At 60.3% G+C, this 11,568-nt stretch carries 11 protein-coding genes; 1 reads left to right on the top strand and 10 read right to left on the bottom strand.

The window, feature by feature from the left end:
• Positions 1 to 4: 4 nt before the first annotated feature.
• Positions 5 to 1,075 (bottom strand): efflux RND transporter periplasmic adaptor subunit, encoded by a 1,071-nt coding sequence (locus LDB26_RS00725; RefSeq protein WP_257539781.1) that lies wholly within the window; start codon positions 1,073 to 1,075, stop codon positions 5 to 7.
• A gap of 160 nt (positions 1,076 to 1,235) precedes the next feature.
• On the opposite strand from LDB26_RS00725, the gene soxR reads away from it, so the two are divergent.
• Positions 1,236 to 1,685 carry a redox-sensitive transcriptional activator SoxR gene (gene soxR, locus LDB26_RS00720; RefSeq protein WP_062063022.1) on the top strand — a complete coding sequence of 150 codons (450 nt, stop codon included), beginning with the start codon at positions 1,236 to 1,238 and terminating at the stop codon, positions 1,683 to 1,685.
• A gap of 3 nt (positions 1,686 to 1,688) precedes the next feature.
• Here soxR and LDB26_RS00715 read toward each other — a convergent pair whose 3' ends face one another.
• From LDB26_RS00715 to LDB26_RS00675, 9 genes are all read right to left on the bottom strand, one after another.
• Positions 1,689 to 2,468, bottom strand: coding sequence for a response regulator transcription factor (locus LDB26_RS00715; RefSeq protein ID WP_257539779.1), 780 nt, complete (start codon positions 2,466 to 2,468; stop codon positions 1,689 to 1,691).
• Positions 2,469 to 2,519: 51 nt separating this feature from the next.
• Positions 2,520 to 3,380 carry a sulfotransferase domain-containing protein gene (locus LDB26_RS00710; RefSeq protein ID WP_197413673.1) on the bottom strand — a complete coding sequence of 287 codons (861 nt, stop codon included), beginning with the start codon at positions 3,378 to 3,380 and terminating at the stop codon, positions 2,520 to 2,522.
• Between the two features lie 135 nt (positions 3,381 to 3,515).
• Positions 3,516 to 4,520: a hypothetical protein gene (locus LDB26_RS00705; protein WP_257539777.1), complete on the bottom strand. Its 1,005-nt coding sequence runs from the start codon at positions 4,518 to 4,520 to the stop codon at positions 3,516 to 3,518.
• Between the two features lie 5 nt (positions 4,521 to 4,525).
• Entirely contained in the window at positions 4,526 to 5,719 is a 1,194-nt protein-coding gene (locus tag LDB26_RS00700) for an acyltransferase (RefSeq protein WP_257539775.1), read from the bottom strand.
• 62 nt (positions 5,720 to 5,781) lie between these two features.
• Complete coding sequence (locus LDB26_RS00695) at positions 5,782 to 6,951, bottom strand: glycosyltransferase (RefSeq protein ID WP_257539771.1); 1,170 nt, start codon at positions 6,949 to 6,951, stop codon at positions 5,782 to 5,784.
• A gap of 235 nt (positions 6,952 to 7,186) precedes the next feature.
• On the bottom strand, positions 7,187 to 7,855 hold the full coding sequence (locus LDB26_RS00690; RefSeq protein WP_062063006.1) for an acetyltransferase: 669 nt from the start codon (positions 7,853 to 7,855) through the stop codon (positions 7,187 to 7,189).
• A 4-nt stretch (positions 7,856 to 7,859) separates the two neighbouring features.
• Positions 7,860 to 9,164, bottom strand: a complete 1,305-nt coding sequence (locus LDB26_RS00685) for an MBL fold metallo-hydrolase (RefSeq protein ID WP_062063004.1) — start codon at positions 9,162 to 9,164, stop codon at positions 7,860 to 7,862.
• Positions 9,161 to 10,423: a glycosyltransferase gene (locus LDB26_RS00680; protein ID WP_257539769.1), complete on the bottom strand. Its 1,263-nt coding sequence runs from the start codon at positions 10,421 to 10,423 to the stop codon at positions 9,161 to 9,163. Before LDB26_RS00680 ends, LDB26_RS00685 begins: the two co-directional genes overlap by 4 nt.
• Entirely contained in the window at positions 10,420 to 11,379 is a 960-nt protein-coding gene (locus LDB26_RS00675; protein ID WP_257539767.1) for a class I SAM-dependent methyltransferase, read from the bottom strand. Before LDB26_RS00675 ends, LDB26_RS00680 begins: the two co-directional genes overlap by 4 nt.
• Positions 11,380 to 11,568: the final 189 nt, after the last annotated feature.

The raw sequence follows: 11,568 nt of genomic DNA, 5'->3' as shown, positions 1-11,568 counted from the left end.
GCCTTCAGCGCTCCGTCGCGGGAACAAGGCGCGTGACGCGCACGTCAGCGCCCGGTTGGATGCGAAGCTGTCCTTCGCTCACCACAACATCGCCGGCCTTAAGTCCCCGGGTCACCACCACATTGTTGCCGATACGGCGCCCGGTGATAACGGATACGGCCTCGGCCTTACCCTGTCGCCGCGCATTGCTTCCCCGAATGACGATGACGCTGTCGCCCGACGCCGATGTTTGGATCGCCGTTGTCGGAACGATCAGCGCCCCTCTTTGCACCGGCAATTCCAGCGCAGCGTTCACATACATTCCGGGACGAAGCGCACGGTCGAGATTGGCAACCATAGCCTGTACCATGATGTTACGACTGTCCGTGCCGATCCGTGGCTCTATGGTGGTGATCCGGCCGGCAAAGCTGCGTCCGGGCCAGGCGTCCGACGTCAGGCGCACCGGTCCGCCGACCTTGATGCGCGACAGATCCTGCTGCGGCACCGTGAAATCGGCATAGAGCCGGTCCAGCGCCGTCAGGCTGACGATCGGGTCGCCCGGATTAAGATATTGGCCAAGGTTGATGCGGCGCACACCCAGTTCGCCGGGGAAAGGCGCAACGATCCGTTTCTGGGTGATGCGGGCGTCCAGCTGCCGGACCGAAGCCAGCGCCTGATCGTGCTCGGCTCGCCTTTGGTCGAGCATTTCGCGCGACTCCGCGCCGCCCGGCACCAATTCGCGAGAGCGTGCCAGTTGTGCGTCCGCAAATCGCGCCTTCGCTGCGGCCGCCGCACGATCCGCCCGCTCTGGCGCATCATATAGCTGCACCAGCGGCGCGCCCGCCTTCACCCGCGCGCCGGGCTGGAACAGGATGGCGGTGACGCGTCCCGCCACTTCGGGCGCCAGCATCACTTCCTCTACGGCGCGTAACGACCCTACCGCTTCCAGCGAAACCGGCGCGTCCACCGGCCGTATCAGCGTGGCGGCAACGGCGGTGGGTGGCGGACCGGCAGCGGCAGGAGCCGCATTGCGCCAGCTTCTCCAGGCGAAAAGCAACAGGAAGATGAGGGCTATAATACCCACGGCTATTGCCATGTTGCGCCATGACGCGATCGCTCGCTGGTCCGTCTGGCGTTCTGCCGTTTCCAAAATCTGCCCCCATGTTTGAACTCAGGAGCGCCTCCATAGAACATCAACTATTATTGAGGTAAAGCGGTTTTTCGCTCCACCTGAAAAAAGGCGCCATGGCAAGCCTATGAGTTTGAAGGAACAGGGTCCAGAACTTAGCGTCGGTGAGGTAGCCCGGCGAGCGGGCGTTCCGGTCTCCACCCTGCATTTTTATGAGGCGCAGGGTCTGATCGAAAGCTGGCGGACGCGCGGCAATCAGCGCCGTTATCCGCGTTCCGTCCTGCGGTTGATCGCCATCATCAGGATCGCGCAACGCGTCGGCATTCCGCTTGCGGTCATCAGGGAGCGGCTCGCGGCCTTGCCCGCCGGGCGGCCCGTGACGGCTCAGGATTGGTCTGCGCTGTCCGCGAACTGGAGGAGCGATCTCGATCGGCGCATCGCCTTGCTGACCCGTTTGCGCGACCAACTCGACGGTTGCATCGGATGCGGCTGCCTTTCGATAGCCGACTGCCCCTTACGCAATCCAGATGATCGGGCCGCGACGATAGGACCCGGAGCGCGAATCGCGGATATATGAGCTTCAGTGAAACTCTGTCGGCAGGATTATGGGCCATTGCTCGACCAGCGGAGACCGCTCTTGGGCTGGAGCTGCTTCCACAATGGAAGGCGCTTCGGGCTTCCACGTGAAACCCTGCTGCACGGCCCAGATGGCGGCCTGCGTCCGGTTCGTCAGGTGCAGTTTTCGCAGAATAGCCTTCACATGCACCTTCACGGTCGCTTCGGCGATGTTGAGTACGCGAGCGATGCGTTTGTTCGCGTGACCATGAGCCAGACAGGACAGGATTTCGATCTCCCGCATCGACAGCGGATTTTGGCTGGGCGGTTCCTGGCCGATGGAGTTTTCCGCGATATTCGTCAGCTTTTCATCACCGAGACAATCGAGCAGGGATTTCAAGGAAGCAGGGAGCGCCGAAGGAGCAGGAAGGCAATCGGACGTCTCAGGCGATTCTTGCGGATAATCATATATCAATAATAACCGGGGGCCTGAGAGACGCTGCATCAATAATCGGCAGGCCATAAGGGCGGACCGTTCGTCGGTCATGATCAAGATGACAATCTGGTCGGGATTGTCCTCGACATCCATCAATAGTTCCAAAAGCTGCGGAAAGGTCCAGACCCGGATCTGAAATGCGCTGCCTGTCAGACATGACTGAAGGCTTTTACATCCTTTTTCCGGCCCGATTACCGAAAGCTTGAAGTGACTGCCGCAACGCATATTGCTCCCTTCAGCATCACGTCGCTTTGATAAAGCAATATCGAATGGAAACAATAAAGAAACAAATAAAATTATTTGTTCCAATTGTTAATATCGGGACCGATTGCCAGATTCATTGACAATTTCCCAGGACATTCATCCGGTTAGCATCGACTCCTTGTAGCGGACGAGTCTGGCATCGAGATGCGTGGCGATATAATCGTCGAGAAAGGCGCAGTCCCGGGAAGAAAGGACTTCCCGATAGCCGCCGATCTTACCGCTCCGCACTTTGTAGGACTGAGGATCGTCGACATTGGCGGGACGCAGGCGGACATGCTGAACGGCGCCCGCGCGTTCCATCCGGCGCATGGCTTCGAAGGAAGACAGGCGGATCGCCTCCGCGATATTTTCATCGCTGACATCATGGGCACCTATGAAATCCAGCGCGGTGCGGACTGCGGTATGAGGCTGCCTGTGCAAATCTTCGTAGGTCAGAAGGAGCGAGGCACGGACGCGGTGTAAATTGCGTATCCAGCTGTTGAGGAATGCCACGAGAGAGGCAATTCCTCCCGCGTCCTGTCGGATGAACGCATCGATCGGACCGTCATAGGCCCCCACCCTCTTCGTCATCTCGAAATAGAGTGACACGATGGTGTCGCGGGGATCACGCACCAGAAGAATGGTCTTCTTGCTGCGGTATCTGTGTCCGTCCCAGCTTATGCTATCCACATGGTTGAGATGGGCGTTCACGTCATGCGTGAACAATAGCCTCGGCACATTGGGATCGAACATCCACATCAGGTGGACGGACGTCGGATCGACCGTCCGCGTTCCGAACTGAAGCTGCAATGCAGTGCCCAGCATCGTGCGGAACCAGGTCCGCCCGCTTTTGGGAAAGGAAACGACATAGGCATCGGTCGTCCAGTGCCTGTATCTTTCCACGACCCATTCGGGCGCAAGCCGGCCAATGCTTTTGCCGAATGATCGGTGGAGCGATCGGATGCTGTTTGCCGGCACCTGCTGGTCTCCCTGTCCGCCTGGCATTTCAATGATATTGCACTGTTGCCTTTGCAGGCTAGCCAAGGGTTCTCCCCATCGCGAGCGCGCCGACGGGCTACCTCCTTTGCACAAATGGGTTTCGTACGGGCGGGATCATTTGGCTCCAAGCAGCAGCGTCATGTTGGAAGGACCCGGATCGTCGATCGGCAACGATGCGTCATCGGCCTGAATGACGCGATGCAAGGTCGGCGCGATGCCATAGGCGCTCTTCGCCGCCGAACCGGGAAAGACCACGATGTCATCCTGGTTGATGGGCAGCAGCACCCATTGTCCGTCGACGAAAACCTCCGTTCGAAGGTTGTGGCGAGACCCGCACAGGGCGGAAAAATAGCGCGTGTCCACATGGGGTTTGACGATCAGCCTGTATCCCTCCGGCACCATGCTGCGCTTGTCCAGATGTGCCGCCGCGCCATTCAATCCGTCGATCGGAAACCGCAGCAGAGGGATCAGCGAAAAAAGCGCCAGGGCATCGCATATCCCCCGCCGACCCAGCGGTCCGCGCATTTCCTCCCTACGCTGGTCGAGCCGATATCCGATGCGCCCCCATGACCCCAGCGAATTGTGCATCATCTGGAACAGCGCGTCATGCCCGGCGACTGATTCATGATATTTTAGCTGCTGCACGACCGCGCGAAAGGGACCATGGCTTCCCCTGGCAGGGGCGATCGCTTCCATGATCGCAGCGGAAAACCGCCAACATTCTTCCCGAAGCTCCGCGCCCATGGTCCAGTTGCCGTGACGACCATGAAATGTCGTGGGACGGGCGACCAGTTCCTGCCCTTCCACGCAGATCTCGATCTTGCGGGCGATATAGGCATGGCGGCCAGGCTTGAAATAGAAGACGTCGCCCAGCGTTTCGGTCAGATCGTCATGGGCCTGCAGATTGACCGACAATTCATACAGAGGCGCCGTCCAGGGCATGTCGGCATTCTGCGTCGTAAGCCCATGCCAGAGAGAGGCCACGGCCGCGCTGCCCTCTATCACCACGGCCACCGCGCCGTCGTGAAAACACTGGCCCAAGGTTCCGGGCGCAAGGTCCGCAACCTTCACATGTGCGATGGGCGGCATTTTCGCCGGAACCCGATCCGCAAGATGCATATAGCCTAGCCTTCCGCTGCGCTGGGCGCTCTTCTATCTGTATCCGCTTCCCTCGCGACCTGCGTATCGGAAGCGCGCCCTCGATAGATTTTCTGCCCGAACGCCCAGCGATAAGGCATCATCTCCACCGTCTTGTGCACGAAGTGCGTCGCGATCAGTGTGACCGGCGTGGTCACCGCGAAGAAAAGCGTCATGGAAGCAAGTTGATGTTCGGTGAAAAGGCCCAGCCGATCGAACGCCATCCGGCAAAGATAATAGGTATAGGGATGCACCAGATAGAGGCTGTAGCTGACCGTTCCTATATAGAGCGTCTGGCTTGAACGCAGGCATAGCGTGGTCAGGCTCGTCGGCAGAACCGCCAGATAGAAATAGATCAGGCTAGACGAAAGGATCATCAGCGCGATCGGGTTGGCGAAGTCGGCCGGGACATAGGCGAACCAGGACATGGACGCGTAAAGCGCGAAGCAGATGAGCGCGATCACCTCGAGGAAGGGCGCCATCCCGGCTGGTGGCGTGATCCCCCGGTCATGGAGCAGCCGAACCGCGATACCGCCTAAAAAGAAGCAGGCGATGGGAAATACCAGCAGGAAACAGAGGCAGACCGCGCCGCTGACGATCATGCCCGCGCGGCTGGGCCGATGAAGGGTAAAAAAAACCGTAGCGCATGTCAGCGCGTAGAACATGACTTCGAAACTGAGGCTCCAGGCATTGGGCGTCAGTTGCTCTGTCCCCACGAAGATATTAGTGAAGCTGAGTGCCGCCGCTATCGTCTTCGCGTCGTTCAGATGAGGGTATGCGTTGGTGGCAAGGTTCAGGCCCATGAACAGCAGCGTCAGGGCGAGAAACAGCGGATAGAGCCGCATGAACCGGCGCAAGGCGAACTGGCCGGGCGAATAACGGACCACGCTGGGCCATATCACAAAGCCGCTGATGACGAAGAACAGGACGACACCGGCCGTTCCCAGATGCCACATAGCTTCCACGGTCCGCGCATAGGATGGGTCGCTGTCGTAGATATGCCGCGCGGTCCCGCCCAGCAAATGGCCCCAGAACACCATCAGCGCCGCGATCCCGCGCAGGCCATGCGCGGCGATATTGAAGTCGGAACGACCAGCCTTCGCGCGGGATGCGTTCCCGGTGGCACGCGTCAGATCGCCCGTATTTTCCGACGCCCACGCGGCTGCGTTTCCTTCGGCCATGATTGATCCTCCCGCCAGGGATGCCCGCGCAAGCGCATAGCTGGCCGCTTTCGTCTAGAACATTACTCCGCTGGCGCGAGCTTGCAGGCGCTATTTCGGTGGAAGCCATCGGTGCGTTCGGTGGGCGCGGCCTGCAACCGAGTGGGTAATCCCAACGGAGGAACGCACAGTTCGCGATAGAGTTGGATCATGCGTTCGACGCAGGCGCTCCATTCATATTGCCGCTGCACCCGTTGCCGTCCCGCTTCGCCCATGCGCTGACGCAAAGGCGCGTCGAGCGCGAGACGGACGATCGCCCGTGCCAGATCGGACGGGGAGTCGCGGGGAATCACCAGCCCGGTCGATTCATGATCGACAACCTCGGGCAGCCCACCAGCGTCGGATACGATGACGGGTAATCCACAAGCGCTCGCTTCTATAATGGCGACGCCAAAGCTTTCGCTGTCGTCGCGACTCACCGCCACATAAATGTGGAACTGGCGCAGCATATCGGGGACATTGCCATGGTCGATATGGCCTTCGAAGCGAACCCGGTTCTGGCCTATGGCGCGCGCAAGGCTTTCATATTCGGCGCGCGCTTCTCCCTCCCCCGCGATGCGAAGAATAGGGTTCAGCGCCGCAAAGGCCGGATCGGCCAGGGCGGCCGTGAAACCGCGGATCAGCGTATCTATGCCATATTTGCGTTGAAGCGATTTTACCGTGCCGATGACGAAGGGATCGTCTCCCTGCGCTTCCGGTCGGGTCCGGAATGCGCTGGTATCCACGCCGAACGGAATGACATCGATCTGTTCAGTGATGCCCAGCCGACGGACTTCATCGGCCATGACATGACTTGTCGAGGATATTCTGAGCGCGCCCCGCAGGGCGCCGAGCACCAGCCTGCGATGCAGAAAGCTGCGATGGGGAACATCATAGACGTCGCCGCCCCAAACGGAAACGAGCCTTCGCCTGATCCCGGAAAGCCAGGCCATCGCTCCATAGCCGCCCGCATAATGGACATGGAGCAGGTCCGCGCCCGAACGATCAAAGGCATATCGCAGGATCGGGGCGTTGAGCGCGTAGGCAAGAGCACCCCGGAAGGGTAATATCCGAAAGACGACGGCCGGATGATAATCGCTTGACCGCGGAGGCTGCTGGGTGATGAGGAGCACATCGACGCCCCGTTCCGCCAGCGCATTGGCCCATCGGATCGTATGGATATTCGTCGCAACGGCCAGCACCGCGATTTTCATCAATCCATCCTCCAAGCCGCCCACGCAGAATGGATGACGAATGGGAAGGATGGCAATGAAACAGGCCGCTATACCCCTAAATAGTGAGCCCGTTGCGCGGCCTGGGGACCTGCGACGATTGATTTGGATCAGGAGGGGATATTTGCCATTACCGTCGCCCTGAACCGGGGCGTATCCGGATCGCGGCCTCCGCCGGACCGGGAGATGCCGCTGCCGCCATTCGGCCGCGCGTCATTCAGAGATAGGACTGCCCCAGCACTCTTTGATATTGCGGGCGGGCGGGGATGCCGAAGCTCACCCAATTGTCACCCACATCGCGGTCTACATAGGCCTTTCCGCCGATGACACAGTTCCGGCCGATCCGTATGCCATGCCGGACGCTCGCGCCGATCCCGATATGGCTAAGGCTGCCGATCTGGACGTCGCCGCCTGTAGACACGCCCGGACCGGTCGAGGCGAAATCATCCATGCTGTTGTCATGGTCGATGATGGTGCCTGTATTGATCAGCACATGCCGACCCAGGCTACTGCCGCAATTGACGATCGATCCGGCGACAATGACCGTACCCGGCCCGATTTCTATATGGACGGAAAGAATCGCCGTGGGATGGACGATGCGTGCCCATGTCACCCCCGGCGCAAGGCTTTGCGCCCGTTCCGCCACGCGGCGGCGGGACATATTGTCTCCGATCGCGATGACCGCCGCCGCGTGCGGATAATCGCGCAGAAGAACGGGAAGATCGTCCAATCCTCCCAGCACGGGTTCGCCTTTGCCCGAAGGCCGGTCGGACGGCCGATCGTCCAGATATCCCATGAACTGAAAATGGCGATCGTCCACGCAGTCGCGCACTACGCCGCCATGTGCGCCCGCGCCGAGAATCAGCAGAGGTTGCCTTTCCCCCATGTCATCAGGCGCGGGACAGGCCGATAGTGCGAAGCCCCTGTTGGACCAGCGCCGGATTGACCAGCTTCAGCCCGTCGGAAAATTTCAGGCATCGGCCGGTATTGTTGAGTTCCAGAACGGAAAAGAGGGCGATCATCCGTTTCTTGTCGCGGATGGACCCTTCGAACCGCGCATTCACATTGACCGTGTCTATGCCGAAGTCATTGTCGAAGATGAAAGCTAGCGATTCTGAATGAATCTCGATCGCGTGGAGGGATGGAGCGCCCAGCAATTGCAGCCCTCCGATCCAGTCGAACGACACCGCCTGACCGCTGTCCGTCAGATGAAATTCAAGGCGGCGGGTGATGCCCAGCCGCTGCAAGGCCGTGACGATCGCATAATTGTTGCGCTGCCTGACGCGGCGCATGGCACCGTCAGCTTTCAGGCACAGGTCCATGAACGGCACGCTTTTGCCCGGCATGGTCTTTTCACGCGACAGCGCCTGCGAATATTGTTTCGCCCACCATTCCAGCGCCGGCCCGTTGTCCTTGGGCGTGAGGCCGTCCCACCGCTCGTCGGGAATGAGCAGCACCGGGTCCGCATCGCAATGGTCGGCGACGAAGTTGACCACATCGACCGGCATGTTGATGTCGGCGTTCATGAACTCATTTTCGACATGGCTGAAATAGCAGAAGCTGGCGAAGGGAACGATGAAGCGAGGATGGAACATTTCGCTTTGCAATGCGATCCGGCGCAGCTTTTCCTGAGCCAGGTCCTGCCGGGCCTTGCGATTGTCGCGGCTGTCCTGCCAGTTGGCGTAGGAAAATTGCGTGAACAATATATCGCATCGGTCGACATGCGGTTGAATCAGTTTGAGGCGCGCCGGGCTTTCCAGGATGCAGTCATTGGTGTTGAGTATCCGATAGTCGGGCGTTTCGATGTAGAGCCAGCTATCGTAAAAGGGTATCTTGCCGCAGACGATCCGAATGCCGCCGCCCAGATCCTCTTCCCTGGCATGGGTCAGTTCCTTCACAGCGAAGCCCATTTGACGGCAGAAGGACGCCACGCGCCCGTCAGGCATCGTCTGATAGAGAATGGTGATCTGCGGACGGCGATGTTCCGGAATGGAGCGCAGGAACGAGATCGAGAAATGGTCGGGATGTTCGTGGCTGAACCAGATATAGTCCACCTCATCCAGTCCCGCATGGTCCTGTTCGGCGATCAGGCTCCAGCCCTGGTGAAATACCGTTCCCGATATCCATGGATCGCACAGCAGCGACACGCCGCCCGATTCCACGACAAAAGATGCATGGTTGACAAAACGGATCATGATGTCGCCTCGCTCTTCAAGCCCAGGGGCTTGATGGATGGGGATGAGGGGCCGGATCGGTCGGCGGCGTTGGGAAGCGGGATGCGTAGCATTTCGTCGTAGACGGCCATGATCCGCTCGGCGTGGCTTCTGTCCCCGAAGCGCGACTTGGCGCTGGCCATGGCGGCGGAGGCGAGGGCCTGCGCCGTTTCAGGGCGTTTGATGAGAGCCTGTGCGCCATTGGCCAGCGCCGCGGCATCTTCGGGCGGAACCAGAATCCCGGTCGCTCCTTCGCACAGCGCCTCGATATTGCCACCGGAGGCCGTGGCAACCACCGGCGTTCCCACCAGCATCGCCTCTATCAGCGTACGTCCGAAGGGTTCGCCATGCGCCGAAACCAACAGCATGTCGCAAGCCGCCAGCCAGTGCGGACCGGGTGTGCGGAATCCCATCTGCCGCACGATGTTCCCCATACCGCGTTGCCGGCCATGATCTTTCAGTTCCCGCTCTGTCCGGCCTCCATCATAGGCTTCCCCGAACATCAGGCCCATCACGGGGCGCGGCAGATCGCGTCCGGCCAGTTCGGCAATCGCATCCATGAACAATTTAGGCCGCTTGCGCGGAATGAAGGCGCCGAAGAAGCCGATGAACACGGTCCGGGGATCGCATCCCAGTTCGTGGATAAGCTGCGTGCGCGCGCTGGCGCGATCCTCCTGCACATCGGTCGCGAAGGCGCTGTGGACGACCTGAGCCTTGCGCGCGGCGGACCAGAGGCCCGGTCTTGGCGACGCGAATTGCGACACGGCCACGACCTGATTGGCCAACAATGGCGCGGCCAGCCGCAGGCCCAGGGCGCCGGGGTCGCCACGCTGGTGCCAGAGCAATCTTGCACCCGAAAGGCGGGCCGCCAGCGCCCAGGTGGCGTGGGTCCGCCCGTCATTGGTATGGACGACAGGATAGCGGCGGGAGCGCAGATACCGGATCTGGGACGGTATGTCCTTGGCGACCTGCGCGATCTTCCATGGACTGACGTTGCGATCATAGGGCAGTTCGGTCCAGTGCATGGGCGTTTCCGTCCTGATGCCATGGTCGCGGAACAGCTTCGCCACGGCGCCATCGGGGAACTGCGGCACGATCACCGGGACATAGCGGGACGGATCGAGATTTTCGACAAGGCCCAGCACGGAAAAATGGCTGCCACCAACGACATCGCCGGTGAACGGGAAGCAGACGGGCCGCGCCGTCAGATTGGCGGGCCGATCGTTCGCCATTCCTTTCATGCCGCCCTCCTGAGCGTATTGGCGGCTTTTTCCGCCGCTATGCGCCGGCCAATGTCATAGCTCACGGGCGCGATGACCAGCGTCGAGGAAGAAAGATAGCGCCCGATCATGAAGCCGAGCCAATCCACCCCCGGAAGACGCGAACGCCGGTAACGGCCAAGCGGACGCAGCTTCAGCATGCCGCGAAGCTTGGCGATGAACAGGCCCTTGGTAAGGCCGCTCGATGCCGCCAGACTGGTCCGGCTGCATTGATCTGCGATGGCATTGAAGGTGCGGTAATGCGTCCAGCACTGGATATATTTCGCGGTTTCCACCGCATGTTGCCTGGGCGTGTCATGCCCCAGCACCTTGCGATGACGCCTATAGGCGCCGACGCCCATGCGGCTGAGCAGGGCAATCCAGTTCACCCGCCGATCGAAATCGCGAATCCAATGGGCGAAGGGCGTCTGGCAATGCGCTTCCACGATGCTTTGCGCGAGGGGGAAAAGGTGCAGGGACATGCCCGCCGGGGCGAGGCAGCGATGCAATTCGGCCAAGAAGGCCGCCAAATCCGCGACATGTTCCAACACCTGATTGGAAAGCGCTATGTCGAAATAGCCGGACGGATAGCGCCATGCTTCCGCATCGGAAATCATGCTGATGCGATCCGCCCATGCGATGCCGGGGTGGCGCGCGGCCAGCATCTGCGTGGCGGTATGGAACTGGCCGCCGTCATTATATCCCTGTTCCCCGATGTCGAAACCGTGCAGCTCGATCGCCAGATCAGGAAATGTTCGAGTCAGGCGATCATGCAGAAAATCGATGAGCTGGCCATCGCCGCAGCCAATATCCAATATACGCAGCCGCCCCTGCGACGGCCGAACGCGGCCATCGGCCAACAATGTGCCGATAGCCGTCAGCAAATGCTGATGGGTAACCGATACGGGACCCTTTCGATCTGTGGGAACGACCTGCATCGGCTCCTCCGGGCAAGAATATGCGCCATGCAGGCTAGAAGAAGAGGCCTGCCGCCAAAATACACCAGAAGGACGAGACATGTGGGCTTATGGACAGCATTGGCGCGAGCAGGGGCCACCCACCTATCCTAAGGTATCAACCTTAAAGAACCGGCGGCACTCCCCAGGGCGACGATGTAGCATCGCCTT

Origin of the sequence: Sphingobium sp. CFD-1, from assembly GCF_024611115.1 — a bacterium.
Lineage (GTDB): Bacteria > Pseudomonadota > Alphaproteobacteria > Sphingomonadales > Sphingomonadaceae > Sphingobium > Sphingobium baderi_A.
This window is presented reverse-complemented; position numbering and strand designations above follow the sequence as displayed.

Excerpts from the sequence above, each read along its gene's own strand:
- LDB26_RS00725 (WP_257539781.1), bottom strand. The coding sequence starts at position 1,075 with ATGGCAATAGCCGTGGGTATTATAGCCCTCATCTTCCTGTTGCTTTTC.
- soxR (WP_062063022.1), top strand. The coding sequence starts at position 1,236 with ATGAGTTTGAAGGAACAGGGTCCAGAACTTAGCGTCGGTGAGGTAGCC.
- LDB26_RS00705 (WP_257539777.1), bottom strand. The coding sequence starts at position 4,520 with ATGCATCTTGCGGATCGGGTTCCGGCGAAAATGCCGCCCATCGCACAT.
- LDB26_RS00700 (WP_257539775.1), bottom strand. The coding sequence starts at position 5,719 with ATGGCCGAAGGAAACGCAGCCGCGTGGGCGTCGGAAAATACGGGCGAT.
- LDB26_RS00695 (WP_257539771.1), bottom strand. The coding sequence starts at position 6,951 with ATGAAAATCGCGGTGCTGGCCGTTGCGACGAATATCCATACGATCCGA.
- LDB26_RS00690 (WP_062063006.1), bottom strand. The coding sequence starts at position 7,855 with ATGGGGGAAAGGCAACCTCTGCTGATTCTCGGCGCGGGCGCACATGGC.
- LDB26_RS00685 (WP_062063004.1), bottom strand. The coding sequence starts at position 9,164 with ATGATCCGTTTTGTCAACCATGCATCTTTTGTCGTGGAATCGGGCGGC.
- LDB26_RS00680 (WP_257539769.1), bottom strand. The coding sequence starts at position 10,423 with ATGAAAGGAATGGCGAACGATCGGCCCGCCAATCTGACGGCGCGGCCC.
- LDB26_RS00675 (WP_257539767.1), bottom strand. The coding sequence starts at position 11,379 with ATGCAGGTCGTTCCCACAGATCGAAAGGGTCCCGTATCGGTTACCCAT.